Consider the following 26,623-nt stretch of genomic DNA (forward strand, 5'->3'; position numbering starts at 1 on the left):
CCAAGACAAGGACCAAGACAAGGATAACGCCGAAACCAAGGAAGGCAAGAAGGACGAAAATGAAATGAAAAACGCCCGTCTTCCCTCCTCCCCGGAAAAAGACAGGCTTCCTGAAACGCCCGGCATGGAAAAACCGCAGCCCCAGCCGGAAGGGGACAAGCCCGTTCCGGTAGCCGCGCAACAGGAAAGCAGGGAGGAAAAAGAACGCCGGGAGGCAAGAGCCATCCTGATGGAACGCAGGGACATTGAACCCGGCTGCCCCGTTCCCCAGCGTTCGCCGGAAATTCCTCCGGATAAGGATTATTAACCCGTTCCTCCCGCATCCGCGATGCCACCCCTTTAACCATATCCCGCAATACAATGAAAAAACTGCTCGCCATTCTTTCGCTTTTCTTCTGCATGACTGTCACGCTGATGGCTCAGCAGGTGGTTACCACCTGGCTGTCCGACGCTGTTGTGCCGGGAGAACAAACCCGTCTCTTCATCATCCTGACGGACGGCAGCATCGCCCGCCAGGATCCGCTTCCCCGTGTCAAGGGCGCCAGCCTGCGCTGGGTCAGCCAGGGCAACTACATCCGCTGGCCGGGGGCCCCCAACCAATCTGCCTTCCTGATGGCCATTGAAGTGACGCCGGACGAAGTGGGCACCGTGGAAATTCCTTCCCTGACCCTGCAGGCCAACAATGGCCGCACCTATACCACGCTTCCCCAGACTCTGGCTGTCTACCCGTACAGCGCCATCAAATGGAATACGCTGAACCTGAACGGCACAGCAGTTCCGTACGGCATGCTTTGGCATGTGGACAACCAGAAGCCCTATGTCCACCAGCCGGACCGCTGCGAACTGAAAATTTATGCTCCGGAATACATTCTGGAATACACGGCGCCCGCCATTACCACCTCCAACCTGGCTACCTGGCGCTTTGAACCCACGCTGGTGGAACTGCTCCGCGGCCAACCTCGTGGCTCCGTACTTTATAAAGGCGTCAACTGGAATGTCATGACCTTCCAGAGCACCCTGTTCCCGCTGCGCGCCGGGGAAGTAACGGCATCCGGCGCTGTCACGGCCCGCGCCGCCCTGCCGGAGGCGGATCCTCTCATCGCCAACTTCATCCGTTCGGAAGTGCTGGTGGAAATGGCTATTCCGGAAGTAAAAATCACGGCCCAGGAACTTCCACAGGGAGCTCCCGCTTCCTTCACCAATGCCGTAGGGAATTTCCGCATCTCCTCCACCACGGATGCGCGGGATCTCAGCGCCAATGAACCCATTACCGTGAAAATCAGGGTAACAGGAACAGGCAACATCCACAGCATCGCCTGCCCGGCCCTCACGGACGCTTCCAACTGGAAGCTCTACCCTCCCAACAAGCTGGATCCGGGCCAGAATACGCGTTCCATCCAGGGAACCGTGGAATTTCAGCAAATGATGCGCCCGGTCGCCCAGACGGATGCCATCCCACCCTTTGAACTCACTTTTTTTGACCCCAGCACGCAGCAGTACAAAACCGTAACGACTGCCCCCATTCCCCTGGAATGGAAGGCCTCGGTCATCACAGGAACGGCGGCCGGAGGCGCCGCTCCCGCCACTCCCCCCCCGGCTGGCGCCATTCCGGTAGCGGAAATGACGGATATTTACGGAATCATGCCCGCCGCCGTTATGAACGCCCTTACCGCTCCGGCTCACTGGGGATGGTATTTCCTGGTCTACATCCCCGCCGTCGTCCTGCTGGGAATGGCTCTGATCCGCTACATCCGGAAAATCCGGAAGGAAAGCTTCACGGCCAGGGAACGCATGAGAGCCTTCCGCAGGCTCGCCTCCGCTCCGCGCCAGGCAAGCTCCACGGAATTCCTGCGCTCCGCCGGCAACTTTATTGAATCCTATATTCCTCCTTCCAAGCAGAATGAACAAATGAAAAATATCCTTCAACTCCGGGACGACAGGGCATTCAAGCCTTCGGAATCCTCGGACGAACTGCCGCACGCGGAACGCCAGCGCATGCTCCAGGCGATTAAAAAAGCCATCGCCAAGCTTCCCGTTCTCATGGTGGCCGCCGTATTGGCCCTGTCTCTGGCCGGAACAGCCGGAAACGCGTCGGAAACGGAAAACCTGGGCGTAAAAGCCTATGAACAGGGAGAATACGCCAAAGCCATCGACTACTTCAGCAAGGAAAGCGGCAATACGGAGCTTTCCAGGTCAGAACGAGCCTACGCCTGCTTCGGCATCGGCAATTCCTATTACCGCATGAACAAGCCCGGACTGGCCGCCCTCAATTACCGCCGCGCTCTGGAACTCTCCCCATACTTCACGGAAGCTGAATACAACCTGCAATTCATTGAACGCAAGGAGGGAGCCATCCTGCCCGCCAATACCACGGAAAACCAGTGGCTCACTTACATCAGCCATGATACGCTCGGCCCCATAGCCATCCTGTCCGGGGCCGTCATGCTCACCTTCCTGGCCCTGCTGACCGTTACCCGCAAACACGGGGCGCTGCTGACCATTCTGGCCACCCTGAGCGGGCTGGTCACCGTAGCGGCTGTCATGAACTACATCATGTACCCGGAAACCCCGGAATCCATTCCGGCGGACCGGTTGCTGGTCGTTACCCAAAAAACGCCCGGCAGACATGCAGCGGACATGAACAGCCCGGCGCTCATCACCCTGCCGGAATCCACCCCGCTCATCCTGCGCGCGGAACGCGGCTCCTGGTACTACGCCAGCACCTTCCAGAATACGCCTGTCTGGATACCCAGGACGGATGCGCAGCCGCTGTAACGCTTTTGATCTTCCCGCCCCTTTTCTGGAGCCGCCTCTCCGGGAATGGCCGTATTCCCCCGGAAGGGCGGCTTTCTCACAGCCGCATTCAGCCTTCTTTCCTGCTGAAGAAGCTGGAACGGGAAAACAGCACATTCTTCTTTTCAAATAAAAATATCCGGCCCCCCCTTGCGGATATGCGTCAGGAAAATCCGCGCGCCCCGTTTCACTCCGACTGCCGGACGGCGTCACGGTTTACCAGGAATCCAGATGAACCTTGCTGACCGGGGGCGGAAAAGCCTCATCCAGCAAATCCACATCTTCCGCAGTCAGCTCAATGGACAGGCTCCGGTAATTCTCCTGCACATGCGTGACGGAGCCGGCCTTGGGGATCGCAATCATTCCGGGGCGGCGCAGAATCCAGGCCAGGGCAATCTGCACCGGGGTGGCCTCATGCTTCTGCGCAATCCCCATCAGCACCGGATTGCGGGAAAGCCGCCCTTCATCCGCAGGCGAATAGGCCATCACGGGAAGGTGACGCTCCCGGCACCACGGCAGCAAATCGTACTCCACGCCGCGATGGGCCAGATTATAAAGAATCTGGTTGGCGGCGCAGGAGGCTCCCCCCGGAACGGCATAAAACCGCTCCATTTCCGGAACGTCCATATTGCTCACGCCCCAGGCCTTTATCTTACCCTCCTGCTGCAGCTCAACCATGGAGGCAACCGTATCTTCAATGGGATGGGGACCGCCCCAGTGGAGCAGAAACAAATCCACATAGTCCGTCTTCAGCCTGTTCAGGCTCCGTTCGCAGGCCGCTTTGGTTCCAGTCCTGCTGGCGTTGCCGGGCAGCACCTTGGTAACCAGGAACACCCGGTCGCGCAATCCGCGGATTGCCGCTCCCACCATTTCCTCGTTGCCATACATCTCTGCCGTATCCACTACGCTCATGCCCAGCTCAATGCCGGCACGCAAAGCATCTATCTCATCGGCTTCCCTCAACGCTGATTTTCCCATTTTCCAGGTTCCCTGCCCCAGGGCGCAAACCTTCCGATGGTCCGGAAAAATTACTGAATGTTCCATCATTAATATCTTCTTTCTACCTGATCGCATCATTCCATGCTGTATAAACCTTTGACAGCAGATGAGAAAAAAAGCTCAAAAATCAGGACGTTTTTTCCGAACCGCCTCGTCCGTCATCTTCCTTTTCTGCTGGCAGGCCGTCAATAACTCTCATTAAAATTTCATTCAATATGCTTTTCGCGAACGTGTAAAAAGCACCCATTTCCCGCCGGGCATACCCGCATCAAAAAATGCGCCAGCCTCCTGTCATACTGATTCCGGAACAATGGGCCTTCTTCCGGAAAAATCACTTTCGATATTGGCCATCCAAGCCCCCTTTCTCCGCTGCTATTTGGGAAATAAAAAGCCGTCCCGCTGTAAACGGGACGGCTCTGAAGGCATTTTCCGGCCTCAAACCGCTGAAAAAAACATTAACGCACGCGGGCAATCAGCCAATGCAGCAGGTCGTTAATTGCAACACGTTCCTGTTTCATGGAGTCGCGGTGGCGAATGGTCACCGTCCCCTTGAGAGAAGCATCGTTTTCTCCGAGCGTTTCAAAATCCACCGTAATGCAGAAAGGAGTACCCACTTCATCCTGGCGGCGGTAACGGCGGCCGACGGCTCCCGTTTCATCATAAAAGACGGACATCCACGGCTGAAGCGTCTTTTCAATTTCCCGGGCAATACGCACCTGTTCCCCGTTTTTCTTAAGCAGAGGGAAGATGGCCGCCTTGATCGGGGCCATGCGGGGCACGAAGCGGAGCACCGTGCGGACATCTTTTTTACCTTTGTCGTCCACCAGTTCCTCTTCATCGTAAGCTTCGCAGATGATGGCCAGAATGGTGCGGTCACAACCGGCCGAAGGCTCCACCACATGGGGAATGAATTTCTCCCGCGTCTCTTCATCAAAGTATTCCAGCGGACGGCCGGAACCTTTCTGATGGCAGCTCAGGTCATAATCCGTCCGGTAGGCGATGCCTTCCAGTTCCTGGATGCCGAAGGGGAATTCATACTCCAGGTCATAGGTTTTCTTGGAGTAGAACGCGCGTTCGCCGTCCGGCACATCCAAAATATGAATGTGTTCGCGCGGAACCCCCACCTCGTCATAGAAGCAGAGGCGGTGTTCCAGCCATTCATCCACCAGGCGCAGCCCGTCTTCCGGCCGGCAGAAATATTCAATTTCCATTTGTTCGAATTCGCGGGAACGGAAAGTGAAGTTTCTCGGGTTGATTTCGTTGCGGAAAGATTTGCCGATCTGGGCGATCCCGAAAGGCAGTTTGACGCGGGAGCTGTCCAGAATGTTTTTATACTGGCAGAAAATGGACTGGGCCGTTTCCGGGCGCAGCCAGCCCGTAGCGTTGGGATCGTTTTCATCAGAGGTAGCTCCAATGGTCGTCTTGAACATGAGATTGAACTCACGGGCTTCCGTCAGCAGGGAACCGTTGGCAGGGTTATACATGGTGGAATCCGTTACGGTTTCCATGCACTCGCCCTTCAGTTCCATGTCCTTGTAAGAGACATCCTTGCCGGCCAGCTGGGCATAGTATTGAGCCGCGGTCTTACGGGCCTTGTCCGCCTGTTTTTCAGATTCCACCAGAACGGAGTACTTCTTTTCAATATTCCAGGAACCGTCTTTTTTGGCGGCTCCGGTATAGAAAAACCCCATGCCGCTCTGGGCCGGAACCTGGTCCGCACGCAGGCGCTCCTTGGTCAACAGGCAATCGCACATCGGGTCGGAAAATCCGCCCACATGACCGGAAGCCACCAGTACGGAGTTATGCGTCAGGATAGAACCGTCCATGCCGACCACATCCTCGCGTTCCTGCACATTTTTACGCCACCAGTATTCCTTCAGATTGCGCTTGAGTTCCACCCCCATGGGACCATAGTCCCAGCAACCGTTCAGACCGCCGTAAATTTCAGCTGACTGGAAGATGAATCCCCTCCTTTTACAGAGGCTCACGATTTTTTCCATTCGGGCGGGGTCTGTGTTGGTTCTGTCTGCCATGATGAGTTATATAATTGGGTTGGCTATGCGGGTTGTATTGATGCCCGCAATCAGCGTTCAGTGAAAGCAAAAAGCGTGTCTTCTCAAGAATTCCAGGGGAGGGGAACCCCCTTGAGCAGCTGGGAACCATAACCCGCTTCCACCAGCGTGCGGAATGCCGCCATCGCCTCCGGAGTCACAGGCTGTTCCGTGGAAAATCCCTGTTTAGGATATTCCAGTATCCTTTGAAAGTCCCCCACCATGGCGGAGACAACCAGCTCCTGCGGCAGTTCCCCGGTCAGGTATTCCCTGAACGTGAAGGGAGGGGAGCTGACCGCCACCCGCGCTTCCGGCCACTGGGCCTGGAGCGTAGCCAGCGTGCGCCGTTCCATATAGGGCTTTTGCAGGGCAATGAGGCTGGATGGTTCCGGAATGCCGGCTTTTTCCAGGACAGCGCGGGAAAAGCGGACATTTTCTCCCGTGTTGGTGGATTTGTTTTCAATGAGGATGCAATCCCCCGGCACGCCCTTCTTCATGGCCGCCTCTGCGAAAAGTTCCGCTTCCGGTACGGCCCATTCCCCCGTAAAACGCCCCATCCCGCCGGAAAAGAGCAACAGGGGAGCCAGCTTCCGGACATAAAGTTCCGCCGCATATTCCGCCACCCTTATGTCATTGCTGCCAAGAATGAAAATGAGTTCCGCCGGATGCAGCACCTGCTTCACGTGATGGTAGTCCCACAAAATTTCTATGGCTTCCTCTGGAGTCATCAGCTTTTATGTACTCAAGAAATTTCTCCCTGTAAACGCCGGATTCACCATAATCCGTATTTGCCCCATGCCAGAGCGGCCCAGCCCAGCAGCGCATTCGCCGCCGCATGCATCACGATCACGGCGCACAGATTTTTCCGCCAGACGGCAAGCAGATACGCCAGGGAACCGTAAACGAACGCGCCGCAGTAGTCCACGGGCTGGTGCACCGCCATGAAACAGAGGGTAGTCACCCAGTATGCCTTCCAGCTATGAGCGCCGAATGGCACCTTCCAGGGATGGTCCGGATTCACCATCAAACGCATCAGATAGCCGCGCCAGAAAAGTTCCTCCACCAGAGCCACCACAACCACGGCACGGAAGAAACGCAGCACCAGGGCCGCCAGCCAGCTCCAGGAATCCGTAAGGAAGACGATGCCCGGATCAAACCCCTCCGGACGCGCGTCAATTCCCAGCAGATACCGGTACCAGGGCCAGGAGGGATGGCCAAACCAGGCGTCCGCGCCTCCGGGCAGGCGGTCCGCTATCATGGTCGGAGCCAGCCAGCACAGGATACCCAGCACGCCGAACAGAATTCCCCAGGCGGCGGGCTTCCACCGCCAATCCCAATCAATGGCTTTTCTCCACCGGAAAACCAGGGCAAAACAAACGATCGCCTGAACGGGGTACAGCCATTGTTCCGGCGCCCTTCTCCACCAGGTCGCGGCCGGGTGGTCCCATTCCAGAAACGGGCCACCAAACTGCCATACCAGGGTAAAGCCCATGAATACCGCAAACGGCGCCACATACGCCTTTGTTTTCAGAGCCTCCATCACGGAGTTCATGAATACTGCCGGGTCAGGAAAGAGTTTTCACAAAATGCTCCATGCGGTTGCAGGCCTCCTTGATCTGGTCAAAGGCGGTCGCATAACAACAGCGCAGGAAGCCTTCTCCGCTCGCGCCGAAGGCGGTCCCCGGCACGGCGGCCACCTGCTTCTCCATCAGCAGCCGGGTGGCAAACTCCTTGCTGGTCAAGCCAAATTTGGAAATGTCCGGGAAGACATAGAACGCACCGCCGGGCAGGTGGCAGTCCATGCCGATTTCATTAAGGCGCTTCACCAGATAATCCCGGCGCTGGCGGTAGCTTTCCCGCATTTTCAACATGGCGGATGTCCCGTTTTCCAACGCTTCAATGGCCGCCTCCTGGGAAGTAATGGGGGCGCAGAGCATGGAATACTGATGAATTTTCATCATGGCGGAAATGAGCGGCTCCGGACCGCAGGCATAACCCAAGCGGAACCCCGTCATGGCGAATGCCTTGGAGAAGCCGTGCAGCAGAAGCGTGCGTTCCTTCATCCCCGGCAGAGAAGCTATGGAAACATGCGGCTTGCCGTCATAACGCAGTTCGCTGTAAATTTCATCCGTCAGCACCATGAGATCGTGCTTGATGCAGATGCGGGCAATTTCCTGAAGGGTTTCCACCGGGGCCACCGCTCCGGTAGGATTAGTCGGGAAGTTGAGCATCAGCACTTTGGTCCGCGGGGTAATGGCCGCTTCCAGCACCTCCGGGTTAAGGGCGAAAAGATCCCTCTTGCTCGTAGGAACGGCGGTAGCTACGCCGTAGGCCATATTGACGCTGGGGGCATAGGAAACATAACAGGGTTCGTGGTAAAGAACCTCATCCCCCGGATTCAGAATGGCACGGAGAGCGAGATCTATGGCCTCGCTTACGCCTACGGTCACCAGCACTTCACGCAGGGGATCGTAGTTGACGTGGAAAAATCCGTCCACGTATTTGACGATGGAACGGCGCAGGGATTCCAACCCGTAATTGGATGTATAGGAGGTATGACCCTTTTCCAGGGAGTAAATGGCCGCTTCCCGTATGTTCCACGGCGTCACGAAGTCCGGCTCCCCTACGCCCAGGGAAATAATATCCGTCCGCCCCGTAACCAGGTCAAAGAATTCCCGGATGCCGGAACGGGGTATGGAGCTTACCTGCTCCGCTATTTTATTCTGCCAGTTCATAATGATTCCTTTCGTAACGGCAGAGGATTACGGAGCGACGGCCAGGCGTTCGGTCTGCACGGGATCTTCGAACACACAACCGTTTTTCTTGTAGGTTTTCAGATGAAAGTGTGTGGAAGTGGACAACACCCCTTCCTGCGTAGAAAGTTTTTCCGCCACAAACCGGGCAATCTCCCGCATGCTTTTTCCTTCCACCAGCACCAGCAGGTCAAAACCTCCGCTTGCCAGATAACAGGAGGACACTTCGTCAAACCGTGAGATGCGCATGGCCAGGCGGTCAAAACCGCCGTCGCGTTCAGGCGTCATTTTCACTTCAATGAAAGCAGCCACCTTGCTGTCGTGCTCATATTCCTCATTCACTACAGCCTGGTATCCGAGGATAACGCCTTCCTGCTCCCACTGCTCCCGCTGGGCCCGCACGGCTTCTTCAGTCATGTCAAGACGTTCGGCCAATTCGCCATCGCTCAAGCGGGCTTGAGTCGCCAGTAACTGTAGAAGTGATGCAGAGGACATAAAATTTCAGGCATAAAAGACGCTTTTACGACGAACCTGTCAAGAATCATGTTACGCAAGACTGACATCTTTTCTTTCCAAGATGATAAAATATGTTCGTTTTCTTCCAAAATCGACCTTCTTCACATAAACATAACAATTTGTCATCCAATAATAAACACATCACCACAAACAACCTCCGGAATTATTTTCAGAGAATAGTTGCTCTAATCCGCTTTTTGTGCCATAGTAAAGTGCATAGACCTGTGGCGTCCCCTGACCGGGTACGCTTGTTTCCAATTTTTATATGACAGTTTGATATTATGAGCATGGCACTTAACCCGGACAGGGCTACTCTGAACTTTCTCAATGCCTTTCCGGAAGAAATCCGGCTGCGCGGAGAGAAACTCCAGAAAGATGGCGCAGTCACGCAAATTTTCGGCAATCATTTATATATTCAGGGCCGCGTGGAAGACGCATACGGCGTGCACCGCGTAAATCTGCGCCTTCAGGGCAACAGGTGGTTCGGAGCATGCTCCACGGAAGACGAGGACCTCGCCGGAGCGGCCATGTATGCCGCCATGCTGGAGCGCATGTACCGCGGCCAGGATCTTCCGGAGTCCCCGAACGAACTGAATGATGTTCCCCTTCTGGATATTCTGGAAGAGAAACTGGGCCGCGAACTGGACGACAAGGAAGCGGACTACGTCAGCAAACTGGAGAAGCGCTACCGCCGTTTCGCCATTGAACAGGAGATTCACGACCATGATATGGTGCGCCTGAATCCCCGATGGGAAATCGTCAGCTATGACCCGCTGGAGTTGTGGCCCGTGCCTCCCACGAACATCCTCGAATTCTGGAATTACATTGCTTACGCTTTCAACAAGAAACGCCTGCCTTATCCGGAATTCATGGACTCCATTACGGATCTGGAAAAGGTACAGCGCAAGATTCATGAGTGGGAGCGCTCCCGTGAAGTCGGCACCTGGTACGACCGCATCCAATCCGTGAATGAACGCCCCCCGCAGCCGCCCCGCGGAGAACTGTTCATGAGGCTTGTTTCCACTATTAACGAGGGGCATTTCGAATACCGCCATTCCCTGAAGCAGGACTGGATTCCCGTCCGGGAAAAACAGGATCTGGAACATCTGGAAAATCTGCATGAACGGGCCGCCGTACGCATGGACGCCCAGACGGAAATCCTGCTCGTCTCCCTGTCCGACTACGCCCGTGAGGAAGACGCCCTGACGCTGGACCTGGACCAGGAAGCCGCATGCGCCCTGATGAACAAACTTTTCCACCAGCCCGCCCTGAAAGGCTACCTGGTGAACCTTGATGAAAACTATTTCAAAGTGGTGGACGAACCGCTCAAATGGATTTGCCAGGACGATCCCATTGAACCGGACTGCTACGCTCTTCAGCTCGCTACGTCCACCGGCATCAACGTCTCCCACTCCGTCCGGCAGCTTCCGGGCCAGCAGGAACTGTACCAGTCTGACGAAACCGTTTTCCCCGGCCCTCCCCGCTGGCTGGAAAGCACGGAAGTGGAACCCCGCTACTCCATTCCCAAGCAGGTCATCGACAGCCTTGAAGGGGTGGAATTCCTCCGCAAAATAGGCGCTTCCCTGCCCCCCAGCATGGAAGACCGCGTGGTGGACATTGACCTGCGCGGCACCTTTGACATGAAAATCGTCCGCGGCCTCACCTCCGCGGAAACGGAACATGTGCTCTGCGAAGTAAGCGCCAGGGACGCTTCCGGCTACCGCACGGAAAAACTCGGCAAGGACGGCTGGGACGTATCCCATCAGGAGCCCATGAAGAACAAAGTTCTGCTGCGTTTCATCCGGGAGCACCTTTATCCCATTCCCGGCCTGCTGGAAGAAATGGGCTTTTCCTACGATCCCCAGGTGGGCGCGTTCAAGGCCCGCGTCACCCGCCAGTTCCCCGAAAAATTCGCGGAATGGGCCAAGCAGCTTCCGGAAGAGCTGACCGTCAATATGGACGACAAGCTCAAGACGCTGCTGGCGGATCCGGTGGCCGCCGCCGTGCGGTTTGAAGTAGTCAACCAGGAAATCGACTGGTTTGACCTGCGCATCGTCATTGATGTGGAAGGCGTCCAGCTCTCCAAGGAACAAATCCGCGCCCTGGTCGCCGCCAGAGGCGGTTACGTCCGCATGGACGACGGAGGATGGATGCGCCTGGAAATTAAGCTGGACAACGACCAGCGCGACGCCGTTACCCGCCTGGGCCTGGATCCCTTCGATCTTTCCGGAGAAACCCACCGCATGCACGCCATGCAGCTGGCGGACCCGAAAGCCGCGGAAGTATTCGACCCGAAGGCATGGAAACGCATCAAAGACCGTACCGCGGAAATCCAGATCGACGTCAAGCCGGACGTTCCCTCCCAGCTCCAGGCCACCCTGCGCCCGTATCAGGTGGAAGGGTTCCACTTCCTGGCTTACCTTGCCACGAACGGGTTCGGCGGCATTCTGGCGGACGACATGGGCCTGGGTAAAACAATCCAGTCCATCACTTACGTCCTCTGGCTGCGTGAAGAATTCGCCCGCAAAAACAAATCCAAGAAAAAAGCCGTCATTCCTCCGGTTCTTATCGTTTGCCCCAAATCCGTGCTGGACGTCTGGGCGGGAGAAACGGAAAAATTTGCGCCAGGCGTGCGCGTCCTCGTCATCCGCAGCAAGGACCAGGCCAATCTGGAAGACATCAAGAAGAACTACGACATGGTCGTGGTCAACTACGCCCAGCTCCGCGTCTGCGGGGAAACCCTGAACCAGATCAAATGGCTTACGGTCATTCTGGACGAAGGCCAGCAGATCAAAAACCCGGATTCCAAGGCAGCCAAGGCGGCGCGGGAAATCGTTTCCTACAACCGTCTCGTTCTTTCCGGCACCCCCATTGAAAACCGCCTGCTGGACATGTGGTCCCTCATGGCCTTCTCCATGCCCGGCGTCCTCGGTTCCCGCTCCTACTTCAAGAAGCGCTTTGACAAGCGCAAGGACCCGCAAAGCCAGAACCGCCTGGCCGCGCGCCTGAAACCCTTCCTGCTGCGCCGCACCAAATCCCAGGTGGCAAAAGACCTGCCTCCCAGGACGGAAGAAGAAGTGTACGCCAAAATGGAAGGCATCCAGAGCCAATTGTACAAGGCGGAACTCCGCCGCATTCAGCAGGCCCTGCTCGGTCTGGATTCGGATGAATCCGTCAAAAAGAACAGCTTCGCCATTTTGCAGGGCCTGATGCGCCTGCGTCAGATCTGCTGCCACCCCGGCCTGGTGGACCCCAAATACGCCAAGGAAGACAGCGCCAAAATGACGGCCCTCTTCTATCTGCTGGACCAGCTCCGGGAAGAAGGGCACAAGGTGCTCGTCTTCTCCCAGTTCGTCTCCATGCTGGAAATCATCAAGAACAGGCTGGAAGCGGAAAACAGGCCGCTTAACTACCTCACCGGCCAGACCAAGGACCGCCGCGGAGAAATTGAAAAATTCCAGACGACCAAGGATCCCTCCGTCTTCCTGCTTTCCCTGAAAGCCGGCGGCGCCGGCCTCAACCTTACCTCCGCCTCGTATGTCGTCCTGTATGACCCGTGGTGGAACCCGGCCGTAGAAAGCCAGGCTATTGACCGTACGCACCGCATCGGCCAGAAAAACAAGGTGATTGCCTACCGCCTCCTGACGAAGGATTCCGTGGAAGAAAAAATCCGCATTCTCCAGCATCAGAAGAACCAGCTCGTCGCCAACGTGCTGGGAGATGAAGGCTTTACCTCCAGCCTGGGCATTGACGACCTGAACTTCATCCTCAACCACGGGGATGATGAAGAAGGTTAACCCGGAAGCATCTTGATGGATTTAACTCGGATTGATTCATTACATACAGCTCCATTCGGCAAGAAAGTTGTCTACACTTCATCGTCTAGATAAGGTTTTAGTCACATGAGAATGCTTTTGGGTACTTATAATATCTCGGCATGAAAACGGCAAGATCACCCGTTTCTGTAAAAATAGAGAAATAACAAGGTTCTGGGAAAACATTCCTCAACAAGGTCATCGTGAGCAAAATGAGTGAAGGATAAAATTTACTCTATTCCTTTATCTACACAACGTTCTCTTCATGCTATTCATCTTTCAAACTTAATCAGAAGTGAATGATTAATAAACCCGTTCGCTGATGACAAATTCGCAATGATAGCTGCAAAACAGCGCAAAGAGAACACATCTTTGTTGCCAAATGATTAAACAGTTATTACCTCAAATTGTTGTATAATCTTTGTAATACTGTTTTTTACATTAAACAAATCAATAAATTGAACTCGAACAATTACATCATCATCTGATCTAAATTCGATATCATCTTCCAGAGGTCTCTTCTCTATTTCAGGATAAAGCAGCATAACGCATTCTGCTCCATATTTCTTCTGGTAGGCAAACATCTGGTACATATCAGCCTGAGCAATACCGTAATTCACTTTTCCAGCATCAAGAATCTTCCACTTGGTATCCAACACAAAAGAAACTCCGTCAGATTTACGTCTAACCACAATATCCGGTTTCATCAGAAATTTCTTACTAGGCTCATTGAATAGATGATAAGTTCTGTCCTGAACTGAAACTGTAAAGTCACTTCTGGAAAGTTTCTTTTTCAGTATAGCTGCGACATAATTTTCAAAAAGTGTTTCCATTGGGAATAGCAGCGCAAGTGCTATTTCCGATCCTGCAAAAGAAGTAAAACTCTTGCCCATCAGGAATACCCGACACCACATCAATGCGGTATTGTAATCCTTCATGTTTCGATCACTTATATACTTAGCAAAATCGCCTTTGTAGTCAGCAGAAGCCTCCACATTTGAAAATACACCCAGCAAACTTTTTATATCACTTCTATTTTTTGAAGATGTAGTCCTTTTGCAAAGATAGATCAGTGTTGCTTTCAACAATTTATTTTCCGGGCGATTGGCGGTAAATGCATCATATTCAACATAGATTCGCTCTTTATGGAAACGGTTCAACTTGACCTGCTTTGAAAACAGTATCTTTCCCTTAAAAAATGTAGTGTTCTCTGCGATTGCTTCATAACTGCATTTGAGACCACGCTTGACAATGAAGAACACCTCGTTCACAAACATTCTAATAAATATTTCAAAAATATCCATTTTTTCAATATTCACAAAAGAATTTTTTAAAGATTTAAATGGTATTTCCCGTAGCGTTTTCAGCATATCGATCAACACCCGTTTGGTTCTGGTACCAAAATTGTCGTCCACACTTGCCGAGTAAATTTTGGGCAAGATTTCAATGGTTATCCCATTATTCAGTGTAATAATGCCGACATAATTTTTTGCCGTGATCACCTTTCCAATACCCTTTTTTGCAGAAAGTCCCATCAACTCCAGTGCATCGGTATCCTTGCTGCGATTAGTCAGAATAAAATCCTCAAGTTGATGGAAAATGGACTCAGGCAAAGTCTTATATCCAGCAATTTCTTTATCAGAAATAAACGAATCATATTCTTTGATTTGATAAAAAGAGTTCACTCTATACCTCGTTTTCCTTTACATTTAAAATGGAACGATAGGATTCAATGTCATCAAATGCAGCATAGTTGATCTCATAGCTGCACCCATCATCCAAATCGACATCTTCTTGACCAAACAAGTCATTCGAATTAACAGTATTAACAGCAATAAACTTGTTGCCAAGTATCAGCCGGATTTTTTCATAGTCCTCATAGAAATATTCTTGCAGGAGAGGAATAATGTTATTTGTAAAAATTTCAGCCAGTTTTTTAATCGTCGGATTTTTTTTCAGCGGCATAAAATATGCATGACCAATAGTATGCTCCCTGTCATACAAAACAGCAATCCGTTTATTCATGTGAGTAAGCAAATTACTGACAGACAGACCTTTTACACTTACATCTGCCAAGACATCAGGATTCGGTAACATTTCCTTGAAGAAGAATCGGCGGCGCAAAGCTGTATCAATGATTGAAATGGAACGATCCGCCGTATTCATGGTACCTATAATATATACATTTTTCGGTACACCAAAAGACTTTTGAGAATAGGGCAGCACAGCCTTCATACCTTCCGAATTTCCCCAGCGTTTTATCGGTTCAACCAAGGTAATTAGTTCACCGAAAATCTTTGAAATGTTACCACGATTGATTTCATCAATGATGAAAACATAATTGTTGTCATGACTATCGGTTACAGGTGAAAGTGGAACAGAATAATATTTCTCAATAATCTGATATACATCATTAACCGTCACATTTGACAGACGATAAACTGAAGCCAATGTCATGGGAGTTCCGCCATTAATGGAAAGTATATTCTCCTGAATATCTTTCACAATCCAGTTCACTTTTCGCAACCGTTTCAGGTTATCGTATTCATCATGCCATTCATATTCACCCATGACAACGCCGATGGCATCAATCGTAGTAGAGCTGTAACACGAAAACACAATATCACCGATCTGCATACGGTTCATAAAGGCATTCAGAACTACTCTACCACCATCATCAAAATCGGTTTCATCTGTAATGTCCTTCCCATAATCGTCCCATCCAATACGAATGTGGCCATTTTTCAAGCACTCCGAACGGACAGGGTTATTCCCGGTTCCCCATAAGGATACTTTCCAGATATTCGGGGATTCTCTAAAACAGAAGTTTTTCGTTTTTAATGTACTCGGATGCTGTGCTTTCTCGCAGAATTTTTTAAATATCCCAGGCTGCACACTATACTGAATATCGCCTGTTTCCCCATCAATACCATCTTCTGAAGTAAGAATAGGTTTAATACCCTCGATAAATTCCTCATATCCATAAGATTGATGGAAAGTCGTGAATTCAATTCTTCCCTCTGCCTTATATCTACTGTAGCGCTCCAACACATCAGAGTAATTTTCCTTCTCTATCTCAATCCATTTCTTATTTTCAATGATTGCAACGGAGTAAATAACCGTGTGATAAGTTTTGCCTGTTCCAGGAGGACCGTAAAAGATAGTGTTCAAACCAACATCGGTTACGTTTTTTTCCTCCAGAGAAACCTCTGTAATATCCATGTTCATAAGTGCCTCTTTCAATTCATCACGCAATTTCCAAGAATAACGTTTGTTTCCGTTTTCGGTGACATAACGACCAACAAAAGGAATCACCCATACTTGATTTCGTTCAGTTCTATCATCTTCTCGATCAACACAATCGGGACAGTTGTACTTCTTTTTCACCTTTTCGCCGAAACTGGTTACCAGCCTGTTATAGTATCCATAAGTATTTCCGTATACTTCAGCTAAATGAGCGCAGGTACTTTCTCCGCCCAGTTCCAGCATTTTTCGAAACATATCCATATTTTTGGGAGAGGTGACAGTATCATCATCTAAGACTGAGGCCCACATATCCGCGGTAATTCCGGGATTGTATTCGTCCAAAGCAGGCCAGTAACTCAATGCAGCAGTTTCCTGACTATTGTTCTTAAAATCAGATTCGGACATATACATCCCTCCAAAAAAAACAATATCCATTGTGAGCAAGTGGTACGCTTCATCCTGATAGCAGCTATCATCCAAACGATTTTTGCTCATTTGGATAAGTTCCGAATCCTTTTGAACTTCATCTAAAATCAGTTGACACATCTGAGTATAAATTTCTACTTTCCAGACGGAAGATTGCTGTTTTGTTTTTTCCACTGCATATCCAACACGTTTTCGGAAAATAGAGAATATTTTCATCTTAAAAATAAAATACTTTTCAGGGTATTCAAACGACAAATATACTGAAATAGCATGAAGATCTTGATAATGTTTTTTACCCAACGGCTTAGCATAGCCTTCAAACCCTTCACGAAAAGCTGCATAACGCTCTGCAAGTGGAATATTTTCATTGTAAAGCATTCGAAAGAGTTTCCGAACAGCTTCGGGGTTCGCTTCCGCAAATTCCACCATCATATCATAAGGCCAATACATATTCGCTGAAAGCAGATTGCCTGCTTTCTCAAAGGCAGATGCCAGCATCATTGAAAAATCAACTGCATCTATGTCCCATTGTTGTTTATACCAGCCAATAGCTTTCCATTTGTAGCGTTCACGACTATCTATCGTTAAAAAATCAGACTTATATTTATCGATAATAAAATGAATTATATCACAGTCTAAGCTGGAAGAACAATTTTGAACAGAGGGAACAATCCGGGTAATTTCTGTCCTGAATGCAATATACCGTTTCAAATGGGATGCCCAGTCACTTCTCTTCTTCCGCTCTTTTGGCTCCAAATCTGTCCTCTTTTTATCATGTTTTATTCGATCAAGAAGTGTAGAACATTCATCTTTGCTAAATTCAGCATCGACATTAACCTTGTAGATTTCTTCAATTTTGCTTAACCCACTGACGTAACTAGCGCCACTTTTTTCACCCACATATACCATGAAATTTTTACGTTCGAACATCTTTATTTCTCTATTTGGATTAGCATTGTATTTTACAGGTTTTTCAATATATCTTCTGCTCTTAATTATTTTTGTCAACGGATTTATTTGCATCTTCCGATATCTGACCAATTCATCTCATGCTCTTCACTTTACAGATTCGTTCTTCCTCGCACAAGATTTGACTACTCTCTGTATCGCCAAAATACAATTCATCATAAGTGTTGTTTTGGTGTGTTTAACATAGAATTTTCATGAAAATAAAATAAATAACAAATTCAAACAATTTCGAAATTTTACTCATTTTTGACATTTTAGCCTATCTAAACTGCGATATCTCTCATACTCACCCGCCATACTCCTGCTAATAATTCCATAGGGTAGAATCATAAATCAAAATCACTGAAGTAATATTTTCAATCTCCAAAAATGTCCTGATGTCAAGATACATTGCAGTAATTAATAGTTTGCAATAAGAATCGTAATAAAAGAAAGGGACGTATTTTACTATATAAATCAATTCTTCTTTTTACTTTTTTATGATATATGGCTTATTAAATCTGCCAAAACAACTGATATCCAGCTTCAAATATCATATAATGCTATTCTCTTGTTATTCGATCCTGTATGATAAATGAAATAATTGTAATTTTTCAAATTACTTGCTTATGAGACCCCGTAGGATTTGAGAAGCTCTTTATTTCACCATTTAAGGCTGACGGGATCCGTATGATAGAGGATTCCCGCCTCGTCCCGGACAAGAAGGGTCAGCTGGATGCGCGCCGGCAGCCGCAGCATCTGAAGGCCGTTGAACGCAAAAATCTGCCCCTGGCACAACAGGGGGCGTGAACCGAACAGTTCGTCCCCTTCAATTATCTGCGTTCCGTCTCCATGAGAACGGACGGTCCACTTTTTGCCGATGATACGCACGGCGCCGTCCCCCGTATTGAAAATGCTTACGTTGTAAGGCACGGGAACGCAGCCATCATCCCGGACCATCCGTTTCAGTTTTTCATCCCGCAGGTACAGGCCGCGCGGAGTAAGACGCACTTCCAGACTGGTTAAAAGGGGAAGAACCATATGCGGCATGCCTCCGGAGAGGAATTATGATTCCACAGGGGCCAGAGCCGCCTTGATCAACTCCAGCGTCGTTTTGCGGATGGCTTCCACGCCCGCCTTGGCGGGCCTGGCGTCCGGAGCCAACGTCATCTGCTCCTGCAAGATCGTCAGAAGGTTCATGATTTTGGCAATGTCGCGGCGTTCTTTCATTTCCGGCTCTACCCCGTCCAGAATATAGTGAAAATATTCCGGGACATCCGGCTGGAAGATGACCTTCGCCTTGTCCTCCGCAAATTTGTTATCCAGAGCCGCGGTAGCAGCATCCAGGGCGCGTATCCACCCCCCCAGGCCGATCAGGTTCGCCATATCGGAATCCCGCAGGGAGGCAAGCTCCTGCTCCACATCGGATTGAATAAGGGCCAAATTGTTTTTGAAACTGCTCAAATCCCCGTCTTCCGCATTTTTCAGCAGGCTGGCGGCGTGGCGGTTCACCCTTTCTCCGGCTCCAATGGCCTTTGCATAGCTGGAAAGATCCAGGGCAATGGGTTTCACCTCGTTCATCTTGCCGCACTGCACGATTACGAAGCCGTCCGCCATCATGCCGCCCAGCTGAAGAGCCAGGGAACAGCGGTCCATGGGAGGCCGCTCCGGACGTGCGCGCAGGGCCACCTTTTCCGGTATTTCAGGGAGCCCCTCCAAATCTTCAAAAATCTTGCGGATGGACGGCGCGGTAAATTCGTTGATGCCCAGCTCCTCATTCATGTGGGAGTCGTCCAGCAGGCGTTCCGGAACGGTCGGCTGGTCCTGCTTGCCGGACGGCGGCGTTTGCGCATCCAGTACTGCCGCCTCCTTCTCCGGGGCCTCTTCTTTTGGAGCGGAAAACGCCATTCCCCCCGTGACGGATACAGCTGCGGCCAGCAGATACAATCTCTTCATAACAACACTCGAAAAGGTTAAGCAAAACGGAATATGTCTTGACTCTCGCCCTATGGTGTCCTATACGGGCGTCACGTCAAGGAAATCCCCCTGCCCTGACGCAAAAAGATACCAACCCCCTTTGTGCCCCCTGCATGTCTTTAAATTACAATTTTATCTGGCTTTTGTGCTATCTTCTGGTCCTCGTCGGCCTGGCGGGGTATGGCTTCCACCGCCTGAGCATCGTTTACCTGTACTGGAAAAACCGCAATAATAAGCCCCAGCCCAAAGCGCGCTTCCAGGAACTGCCCGTCGTGACGGTTCAGCTCCCCATGTTCAATGAGAAGTTCGTCGTGGACCGCCTCCTGGAATCCGTAGCCGCTCTGGATTATCCGCAGGATAAGCTGGAAATCCAGATTCTGGACGATTCCACAGACGACACCACGGAACAATGCTGCCGCAAGGTGGAGGAATTAAAGTCCCGCGGCTTTGACGCCGTCTGCATCCACCGCACGGACCGCACCGGCTTCAAGGCAGGCGCGCTGGAAGCGGCCACCAAAACAGCGAAGGGGGAATTCCTGCTGATTCTGGACGCAGACTTCGTTCCGGAACCGGATCTCCTGCAAAAAACCATCCATTTCTTCACGGATGAAAACGTGGGCCTCGTTCAAACCCGCTGGGGCCACATCAACCGTGAATACAATCTCCTCACCCGCATCCAGGGGATGTACCTGGACGGCCATTTTGCCATGGAACAGACGGCCCGCAACCGTTCCGGCCGCTTCTTTACCTTCAACGGCACTGCGGGCATATGGCGCAAATGCGTAATCGGCGACGCGGGCGGCTGGTCCCATGACACCCTGACGGAAGACATGGACCTTTCCTACCGTGTCCAGCTCAAGGGCTGGCGCTTCATCTACCTGAACGACGTCGTTACCCCGGCGGAACTTCCCGTGGACATGGACGGGTTCAAATCCCAGCAGCACCGGTGGACCAAGGGTTCCATTCAGGTCTGCCAGAAAATCCTGCTGGACATCTGGCGCTCCAATGCTCCCCTTAAAGCCAAGGTAGAAGCCACCACCCACCTCACCTGCAATTATTCCTACCTGCTCCTGGCACTGCTCTGCTTCCTGGTGTACCCCATCTGCACGCAGCGCATTCCGGAAAATGAAACGGTCTTCATGTGGTTTGTGAATGTGGCCCTGTTCTTCATGACCAGCGTGGCCGTCTGCATCTTTTACATGAGCGCCCAAATCGTGGTGCGTCCCAAATCCTGGTGGAAGGAACTGCCGTACCTCCCCCTCCTTCTCACGCTGAGCGTGGGCATGGCGGTCAACAACGCCAAGGCTGTTCTGGAAGCCATCTTCGGCCATCAGTCCGCCTTCGTCCGCACGCCCAAATACGGCGTGGACCGGAAGGAAGACCGCCGGCACGTCTCCCAGCTCAAACGCAACGGATACCGGGCCATTAAATCCGTCGTCATCCCCGTTCTGGAAATCGCCTGCGGAACTTTCTTCCTGAACCTGATCATCATCATGATCCGCCAGGGCCATTACCTTTCCCCCATCCTGATGATTCCTTTCCTGGGTTTCTATTACACAGGATTCTGTTCCCTGGGCCGCATGATTTCCAACCTGCTGCCCGCCAAGCAAACTGCCAAAGCCAAGAACTGACGCCTTTCCCATGCCTGCGCCTCTCTCGCAAGCAGCACGCCTGATTCAACTCGCCGGCGCAGCTTTCGCTGTGTTCGGAGTACTGGCATCCTGTTCCCGTCCGGATTATGAGCCCACCGCCATCGTGAAAGACGGCGCGGTCGTCAGCGTCAGGGACCAGAAAATGGCCGTCATGCGTCATGGCCGGGTAGTGAAAACCTACCCTGTCAGCACTTCCAAATTCGGCCTGGGAGACAAAAAGGGAAGCTGCCGCACTCCGCTGGGAGCCCATCGCATCGCTTCCAAAATCGGCAGCGGGCAGCCCAAGGGCATGGTGTTTAAAAGCCGCAAGCCCACCGGGGAATGCGTCGCGCCCAATTCTCCGGGCCGGGACCCCATCGTCACGCGCATCATGTGGCTGGAAGGTCTGGAACCCCGTAACCGGAACGCTCACTCGCGCCTGATTTATATCCACGGTACGGCGGAGGAACGCACCATCGGCACTCCCGCCTCCTACGGTTGCGTCCGGATGAAGAGCAATGACGTGTATGAAGCCTTCAACCTGCTCCGGACCGGAGACCCGGTCGTGATTGAACGCTGTTCCATTGACGCCTCCCTGAAAGCTCTGGCCCAGGCGGAAAAAATGCAGGATTCTTCCCTGCTGGTCATGGCTTCCGCTCCAGACCGCATGGAGAACGTCAATACGGCCTCCGTCATTTCCCACCGCCGCAGGGTTTCCCGTCCCCCCGCCGTCGCCCTTTCCCGCAGGCAGACGGCATCAGCCGGAAGGAAATCCGTTTCCTCCAGGAGGGCGGCATCCCGCAAGACGACCGGAAATTCCAGGGTTGCCGTCCGTTCCGCCAGGGGGGCTCGCTATACACTCGGGTAAAAACTCATCTTCCCGCCTGTTTTTCCGGTATTCCGTTTTCGCCGTCTCCTGACATGGCCGTTTGAACGCATGGTTGCCTGCCTCCGTCACATTTGGTAACGTAGATTTATGGCCATGATGGAACATGAAGATATCAGCAATGAAAACCTGGCGGGACACCTTCTGATTGCCGCACCCTACCTGGATGGCGCCGGATTCCATCATTCCGTCATCTTCCTGAGCAGGGCGGAGAAGGAATTTGTCATCGGCCATATTTTGAATCATCCGGCCGGCATGAATGTGGGGGACGTAGCCCGCCATACGGAAATCCCGGAATCCCTTTACACTGTGCCTATCTTCAAGGGAGGGCCCGTAGAACGCAACCAACTCATCTTCGCCGCTTTCATCCGCACGGAGGATAAACTGCGCGTCCAGTTTCATCTGCAAGAGGAACAGGCCCTGGAATACCTGGAAGATCCCCGCGCCATCCTGCGCGCCTACGTAGGCCATAGCGGGTGGACGCCGCCCCAGCTGCGCCGGGAACTGAATGACCGCGCCTGGTATGTTTCCCCCATGGTGCCGGACATCTGTCTGGAAACGGATTCTTCCAAGGTCTGGGCCATGGCCATGCGGAGGCTTTCGCCCCTGCACCATATCATGAGCCACGCGCCCGCGCAGCCATCTCTGAACTGAACCACCCATCATGAGCATTCAACAAAATCTGGAACATATTCTCTCCCGCATACGCGCAGCGGAACTCCGCGCCGGACGCCCGGCGGGTTCCGTCCGCCTCGTCGCCGTCAGTAAAACTTTTCCCGCAGAGGATGTGAAAGCATGCCATGATGCGGGCCAGCGCGTTTTCGGCGAAAACAAGGTCCAGGAGGGACTGGGAAAAATCCCCTCCCTTCCTACGGATACGGAATGGCATCTCATTGGCCCCCTCCAGCGCAACAAGGTGCGCAAGGCCCTGGAATATTTCACGCTGATCCATGCCGTGGACTCCCTGCGCCTGGCCCGGTTCATAGATACCGTGGCCCAGGAAACGGGAAAACGGCCCCGCATCTTACTGGAAGTGAATGTCGGGGATGAAGACAGCAAATTCGGATTCTCCCCGGAAACCCTGGAAAGGGAATGGCCGGAGCTGTCCGCTCTGAATCACCTTGAAATCGCCGGCCTTATGTGCATTCCTCCCCCGGTGGAAAATCCGGAGGAGGCGCGGCCCTATTTCCGCCGTCTCCGGGAGCTGAAGGAAGCGCTGTCCGGCAGAAGGGGAACCGCGCTGACGGAACTGTCCATGGGCATGAGCCATGACTTTGAAACGGCAATCGAGGAAGGAGCCACGTTCGTCCGCGTAGGGACGGCCATTTTCGGCGGCCGCTCGTACGCTCCCGCTTCGTGATTTTAGTTGGACAGAAGGAAAAGCGGCGTGTAGGTTTGTTCCGCAAAACCGGAACAGCCCGGACGGAGACCTGATTTCATCACCCCATGCTGACAGGAGGAAAAAACGTGATTCCGCATGCGGTGCGGGACGTAGCGGATGCCGCCGCGGCGTTCTCCGCCCGCATTGGCCCCGACCGTCATTTCGGTTCCCAGGAAAAGGTGGAAGAAGCCCTGGCCGAATGCTGCTCTCCGCAGAATGTCACCGTCATCGGCATGACAGGGTCCGGCAAATCCTCTACGCTGGACGCCCTGGCCGGGGAACGGTTCTGTTCCCGCGTGTCCAGTGAAGCCACGCTGGTCCGCTGGCAGTACAGGCCTCATCCCGCTCCCCATACCCATGAATGGGTTCTGGACCTTTTTTACCCGTCGGACGCCCTGCTCAACCTGGAGTTCTGGGACACCATCGGCCTGGAACAGGAGGATGCCCCCAGAAAGCTGAAGCACATCGTTCCCAAATCGGATGCCATCCTCGTGGTTATTTCCGCCAGCGGCGGCAGCCATTCCGCCCTGTGGGACTATCTCCGGACGCTGGAGGAACGGCTTCATTCCCGCATGGTTCTCGTCATCACTCATGCGGAGCTGCTCTCCTTTGAGCAGCTCCAATCCTTGAAAGAGGAACTTCGCGCCACCTCCCGGGAACGCCTGGGAGTGCAGTTGCCCCTGTACCCCGTCACAACCGCCGGAGAGCACGCAGGGGAAGGAGTGGAAGCCCTGACGGCATGCGTTCAGGAAGTGCTGAAACGCAGCCCGCTGACGGACAAGCGCGTGGAACGCCTCCTGCTGGCTACGGACAGTCTTCTGGCGGAACAGGGGAAGGTGCTCGATGAACTGAGCCGCCTTTCCAAGATGGATTCCGGCTTCCTGACGTCCATTGACCGGGAAATCGACCGCATCCAGCTCCAGATGGAGGATGAAATGCCGGCCCGCCTCAAGGCATACGCGCAATACGTGCAGGACTGCGTGCCGCGCCTGGGGAAAAAGTCGGCACGCCAGATGGGGCGTTTCCTCTCCATCCGGCGCACGATGATCCTGCACAAGCTTCCTCCCGTCATTGACGAATGGTTTTATGAGCTGGTCAAATCCGGCATTGAGGAACGGCACGCGTATTACAACAAGGAATTCCTGAACATCTGCCAGACGCACTGGAACCATGTGCGCCCACGCGTGAAAGAACAGTGGGACTGCGACATAGGAGATTTTCCGGCCGCAAAGCTCCAGACGGATCTGGAAGTGTACAAGGAAAGGCTGGGGCGTTCCATTTACATGCCCCTGAAGGACTTCGGCATCAAGCCGTGCCTCAGCAAGCTGTTTCTGGACCAGGAGGATGTGATGAGAACGGAAATCAAGCTGATGCTCCTTCTGGTAATTCTGGGAGCCCTGCTGGGCTGTTTCGGAGAGCATGCAGCAGGGTTCGCCTGCGTGGGCGCGGCCCTGGTCATCTGGGTGGGCGGCAACCTGGGGCTGGCCTGGATGCAATTCCGACTGTCCCGCCAGATTGTGGCCGCAGCAGCTGAAATGCACATTGCCGTGGAATGCGGATTGCGCACCCCCCTGTATGAAGCCATGATCAGCGGACTTTCCGACTACCGGAAACTGTATGCGGACATCCGCGGCCAGGTAGCCGGAGGGGTGGAATATCTCCAGCCCCTGCTTAACGCCCGCTACGACCTGTTCTATAAACTGACCGTGCAGAAACACCGTTTCCGCATCTAGCCTCTTTTCCTTTCTCCGGAGAGGTCACTCCCCTTCTGGCGTAATCACCATGTCCACACGCCTGTCATGGGCTTCCATGGGCAGGTCGTCCAGAAGCTGGCAGGGGAAACAGACTCCCGCCAGCGGCACCCCAGCAGCCGGGCCGGCCAGCAGCGTATCATAAAATCCGCCGCCATACCCCAGCCGCTTGCCGTCTCCGGTAAACGCGGCCCCCGGCAGCACGATCAAATCCATTTCCCCCGCATGCAGTTCCGGGCAGTCCGGACCGGGTTCGCGTATGCCCCAGCTGCCCGCCACCAATTCCCCGTGATGGCATACACGGTGAAAACTCAGCTTTCTCCCTTCATGCACCAGCGGGAAGTACCATTCCCGGTCCGGAAGCAAATCCAGCAGGGAAAGCAAATCCACCTCCCCCGGCCTGGCGGCAAAAACAGCCACGCGCCGGAAATTCCTTTCCCGCACCAGCGCCGCCACACGGCGGCAGATGGAACGGGACATGGCCTCCCGGGCGGCGGCATCCAATCCGCCCACCCTTTCACGTATCATGCGGCGCACTTCCCGTTTAGCGGCCGCCGAACCGCTTACGGTTCCGGATTGGGATGCTTTTCCTTCCATTCCAACAAACTTTTTAGAAATACGCTTTCCAGGGAGTTGCGCGGATGCCCGTCCTCCAGCCAGGAGGCACGGCCGTCTTCCTTCACCATATCCTTCAGCCGTTTCATCAGTTCCGGGGAAGCATGCTCCAGAAGTATTTCCTGCTTGTCGGAATCCCGCGTCAGCTCATTCACAGTCCCTTCCGCAATGAGCAACCCTTTAAAGATGACGCCCACCCGGTCGCAGACCTCCTGCACCTGTTCCAGCAGGTGGGAGCACAGGAATACGGTCATTCCCTGCCCTTTCAGGTTGTCGATAATATTCCGGATATCCCGCGACCCCAGGGGATCCACGCCGGCGGTCGGTTCGTCCAGAACCAGCAGGCGGGGGGACTGGACCAGCGCCTGCGCCATGCCGATGCGCTGGAGCATCCCTTTGGAATAGCCGCCCAGCCGCCTGTCCGCCGCATCGGCCAATCCCACCAGCTCCAGCAGTTCCCGGACTTTCTCTTTCAGAGGTTTTCCGCTCAGGCCGCACAGTTTGCCGTAAAAGGAAACAGTTTCCGCTCCCGTCAGGAATTTGTAAAAGTAGGGGTTTTCCGGAAGAAAGCCCACTTCCTCCTTGCTGTCCGGAGCCAGGCTGGACCTGCCGAAAATGGAGCAGGAACCTTCCGTAGGCCTCACCAGCCCCAGCAGGGCCTTCATCAGGGTGGACTTGCCGGAGCCGTTCGGGCCAATGAGGCCATACACCTCCCCCTGCCGGATATTCATGTCTATCCCCCGCACGGCATGCACCACGGGCTTGCCAAGACCTGTTTTAAAGGTCTTGTGCAAATTGACTATTTCAGCGGCGGCAGGCTGGTCCATAAGAAAGG

The 26,623-nt window shown here is 53.1% G+C and carries 19 protein-coding genes and 1 pseudogene; 8 read left to right on the forward strand and 12 right to left on the reverse strand.

The genetic code is table 11. From position 1 onward, the window contains the following. Together B3075_RS09525 and B3075_RS09530 are read left to right on the forward strand one after the other, a co-directional pair. Nucleotides 1-307: pseudogene (locus B3075_RS09525) on the forward strand (hypothetical protein); the annotation flags it as partial. A gap of 53 nt (nt 308-360) precedes the next feature. Next, nucleotides 361-2,775 (forward strand): tetratricopeptide repeat protein, encoded by a 2,415-nt coding sequence (locus B3075_RS09530; RefSeq protein ID WP_290487807.1) that lies wholly within the window; start codon nt 361-363, stop codon nt 2,773-2,775. A 234-nt stretch (nt 2,776-3,009) separates the two neighbouring features. Here B3075_RS09530 and B3075_RS09535 read toward each other — a convergent pair whose 3' ends face one another. From B3075_RS09535 to B3075_RS09560, 6 genes are all read right to left on the reverse strand, one after another. Beyond that, nucleotides 3,010-3,840: an aldo/keto reductase gene (locus tag B3075_RS09535; RefSeq protein ID WP_290487804.1), complete on the reverse strand. Its 831-nt coding sequence runs from the start codon at nt 3,838-3,840 to the stop codon at nt 3,010-3,012. A 407-nt stretch (nt 3,841-4,247) separates the two neighbouring features. Next, nucleotides 4,248-5,825, reverse strand: coding sequence for a glycine--tRNA ligase (locus B3075_RS09540; RefSeq protein WP_290487802.1), 1,578 nt, complete (start codon nt 5,823-5,825; stop codon nt 4,248-4,250). Nucleotides 5,826-5,908: 83 nt separating this feature from the next. Further along, nucleotides 5,909-6,571 (reverse strand): YdcF family protein, encoded by a 663-nt coding sequence (locus B3075_RS09545; RefSeq protein ID WP_290487800.1) that lies wholly within the window; start codon nt 6,569-6,571, stop codon nt 5,909-5,911. A gap of 44 nt (nt 6,572-6,615) precedes the next feature. After that, nucleotides 6,616-7,395 (reverse strand): type II CAAX prenyl endopeptidase Rce1 family protein, encoded by a 780-nt coding sequence (locus tag B3075_RS09550; protein ID WP_290487798.1) that lies wholly within the window; start codon nt 7,393-7,395, stop codon nt 6,616-6,618. A gap of 13 nt (nt 7,396-7,408) precedes the next feature. Continuing rightward, nucleotides 7,409-8,578, reverse strand: a complete 1,170-nt coding sequence (locus tag B3075_RS09555) for an aminotransferase class I/II-fold pyridoxal phosphate-dependent enzyme (protein WP_290487796.1) — start codon at nt 8,576-8,578, stop codon at nt 7,409-7,411. A gap of 27 nt (nt 8,579-8,605) precedes the next feature. Beyond that, nucleotides 8,606-9,091 (reverse strand): Lrp/AsnC family transcriptional regulator, encoded by a 486-nt coding sequence (locus tag B3075_RS09560; protein ID WP_046435560.1) that lies wholly within the window; start codon nt 9,089-9,091, stop codon nt 8,606-8,608. 302 nt (nt 9,092-9,393) lie between these two features. Here B3075_RS09560 and B3075_RS09565 point away from each other — a divergent pair, with 302 nt between their 5' ends. Beyond that, a complete protein-coding gene (locus B3075_RS09565; protein ID WP_290487794.1) occupies nt 9,394-12,909 on the forward strand; it encodes a DEAD/DEAH box helicase in 3,516 nt (1,171 codons plus the stop codon). A gap of 404 nt (nt 12,910-13,313) precedes the next feature. Here B3075_RS09565 and B3075_RS09570 read toward each other — a convergent pair whose 3' ends face one another. From B3075_RS09570 to B3075_RS09585, 4 genes are all read right to left on the reverse strand, one after another. After that, on the reverse strand, nt 13,314-14,612 hold the full coding sequence (locus B3075_RS09570; RefSeq protein ID WP_290487792.1) for an McrC family protein: 1,299 nt from the start codon (nt 14,610-14,612) through the stop codon (nt 13,314-13,316). A 1-nt stretch (nt 14,613) separates the two neighbouring features. Further along, entirely contained in the window at nt 14,614-17,622 is a 3,009-nt protein-coding gene (locus B3075_RS09575; RefSeq protein WP_290487790.1) for an AAA family ATPase, read from the reverse strand. A gap of 588 nt (nt 17,623-18,210) precedes the next feature. After that, nucleotides 18,211-18,597 (reverse strand): ApaG domain, encoded by a 387-nt coding sequence (locus B3075_RS09580; RefSeq protein ID WP_290487788.1) that lies wholly within the window; start codon nt 18,595-18,597, stop codon nt 18,211-18,213. A gap of 15 nt (nt 18,598-18,612) precedes the next feature. Continuing rightward, nucleotides 18,613-19,503: a hypothetical protein gene (locus B3075_RS09585; protein ID WP_146021556.1), complete on the reverse strand. Its 891-nt coding sequence runs from the start codon at nt 19,501-19,503 to the stop codon at nt 18,613-18,615. Nucleotides 19,504-19,637: 134 nt separating this feature from the next. Between B3075_RS09585 and B3075_RS09590 the strand changes: the two genes are divergently transcribed. From B3075_RS09590 to B3075_RS09610, 5 genes are all read left to right on the forward strand, one after another. After that, nucleotides 19,638-21,155 (forward strand): cellulose synthase family protein, encoded by a 1,518-nt coding sequence (locus B3075_RS09590; protein WP_290487784.1) that lies wholly within the window; start codon nt 19,638-19,640, stop codon nt 21,153-21,155. A 10-nt stretch (nt 21,156-21,165) separates the two neighbouring features. Further along, a complete protein-coding gene (locus B3075_RS09595) occupies nt 21,166-22,023 on the forward strand; it encodes a L,D-transpeptidase (RefSeq protein WP_290487782.1) in 858 nt (285 codons plus the stop codon). Nucleotides 22,024-22,137: 114 nt separating this feature from the next. After that, nucleotides 22,138-22,695, forward strand: a complete 558-nt coding sequence (locus tag B3075_RS09600; RefSeq protein ID WP_290487780.1) for a YqgE/AlgH family protein — start codon at nt 22,138-22,140, stop codon at nt 22,693-22,695. A 10-nt stretch (nt 22,696-22,705) separates the two neighbouring features. Further along, nucleotides 22,706-23,401 carry a YggS family pyridoxal phosphate-dependent enzyme gene (locus B3075_RS09605; protein ID WP_290487778.1) on the forward strand — a complete coding sequence of 232 codons (696 nt, stop codon included), beginning with the start codon at nt 22,706-22,708 and terminating at the stop codon, nt 23,399-23,401. 86 nt (nt 23,402-23,487) lie between these two features. Continuing rightward, a complete protein-coding gene (locus B3075_RS09610) occupies nt 23,488-25,155 on the forward strand; it encodes a GTPase family protein (RefSeq protein WP_094136279.1) in 1,668 nt (555 codons plus the stop codon). A 24-nt stretch (nt 25,156-25,179) separates the two neighbouring features. Here the strand turns inward: B3075_RS09610 and B3075_RS09615 are convergent, their stop codons facing one another. Next, complete coding sequence (locus tag B3075_RS09615; protein ID WP_094136280.1) at nt 25,180-25,770, reverse strand: 5-formyltetrahydrofolate cyclo-ligase; 591 nt, start codon at nt 25,768-25,770, stop codon at nt 25,180-25,182. Next, on the reverse strand, nt 25,737-26,615 hold the full coding sequence (locus B3075_RS09620; protein WP_290487774.1) for an ABC transporter ATP-binding protein: 879 nt from the start codon (nt 26,613-26,615) through the stop codon (nt 25,737-25,739). The genes B3075_RS09615 and B3075_RS09620 overlap by 34 nt, the downstream gene beginning before the upstream one ends. Nucleotides 26,616-26,623: the final 8 nt, after the last annotated feature.

Source organism: Akkermansia sp. UBA7090, assembly GCF_002493465.1.
Taxonomy (GTDB): Bacteria; Verrucomicrobiota; Verrucomicrobiia; order Verrucomicrobiales; family Akkermansiaceae; genus Akkermansia; species Akkermansia muciniphila_A.

Bases quoted from the DNA above. Each gene is read 5' to 3' on its own strand.
- B3075_RS09530 (WP_290487807.1), top strand. From the start codon at position 361: ATGAAAAAACTGCTCGCCATTCTTTCGCTTTTCTTCTGCATGACTGTC.
- B3075_RS09535 (WP_290487804.1), bottom strand. From the start codon at position 3,840: ATGATGGAACATTCAGTAATTTTTCCGGACCATCGGAAGGTTTGCGCC.
- B3075_RS09540 (WP_290487802.1), bottom strand. From the start codon at position 5,825: ATGGCAGACAGAACCAACACAGACCCCGCCCGAATGGAAAAAATCGTG.
- B3075_RS09545 (WP_290487800.1), bottom strand. From the start codon at position 6,571: ATGACTCCAGAGGAAGCCATAGAAATTTTGTGGGACTACCATCACGTG.
- B3075_RS09550 (WP_290487798.1), bottom strand. From the start codon at position 7,395: ATGAACTCCGTGATGGAGGCTCTGAAAACAAAGGCGTATGTGGCGCCG.
- B3075_RS09555 (WP_290487796.1), bottom strand. From the start codon at position 8,578: ATGAACTGGCAGAATAAAATAGCGGAGCAGGTAAGCTCCATACCCCGT.
- B3075_RS09560 (WP_046435560.1), bottom strand. From the start codon at position 9,091: ATGTCCTCTGCATCACTTCTACAGTTACTGGCGACTCAAGCCCGCTTG.
- B3075_RS09565 (WP_290487794.1), top strand. From the start codon at position 9,394: ATGAGCATGGCACTTAACCCGGACAGGGCTACTCTGAACTTTCTCAAT.
- B3075_RS09575 (WP_290487790.1), bottom strand. From the start codon at position 17,622: ATGCAAATAAATCCGTTGACAAAAATAATTAAGAGCAGAAGATATATT.
- B3075_RS09580 (WP_290487788.1), bottom strand. From the start codon at position 18,597: ATGCCGCATATGGTTCTTCCCCTTTTAACCAGTCTGGAAGTGCGTCTT.
- B3075_RS09585 (WP_146021556.1), bottom strand. From the start codon at position 19,503: ATGAAGAGATTGTATCTGCTGGCCGCAGCTGTATCCGTCACGGGGGGA.
- B3075_RS09590 (WP_290487784.1), top strand. From the start codon at position 19,638: ATGTCTTTAAATTACAATTTTATCTGGCTTTTGTGCTATCTTCTGGTC.
- B3075_RS09595 (WP_290487782.1), top strand. From the start codon at position 21,166: ATGCCTGCGCCTCTCTCGCAAGCAGCACGCCTGATTCAACTCGCCGGC.
- B3075_RS09600 (WP_290487780.1), top strand. From the start codon at position 22,138: ATGATGGAACATGAAGATATCAGCAATGAAAACCTGGCGGGACACCTT.
- B3075_RS09605 (WP_290487778.1), top strand. From the start codon at position 22,706: ATGAGCATTCAACAAAATCTGGAACATATTCTCTCCCGCATACGCGCA.
- B3075_RS09610 (WP_094136279.1), top strand. From the start codon at position 23,488: ATGCTGACAGGAGGAAAAAACGTGATTCCGCATGCGGTGCGGGACGTA.
- B3075_RS09615 (WP_094136280.1), bottom strand. From the start codon at position 25,770: ATGGAAGGAAAAGCATCCCAATCCGGAACCGTAAGCGGTTCGGCGGCC.
- B3075_RS09620 (WP_290487774.1), bottom strand. From the start codon at position 26,615: ATGGACCAGCCTGCCGCCGCTGAAATAGTCAATTTGCACAAGACCTTT.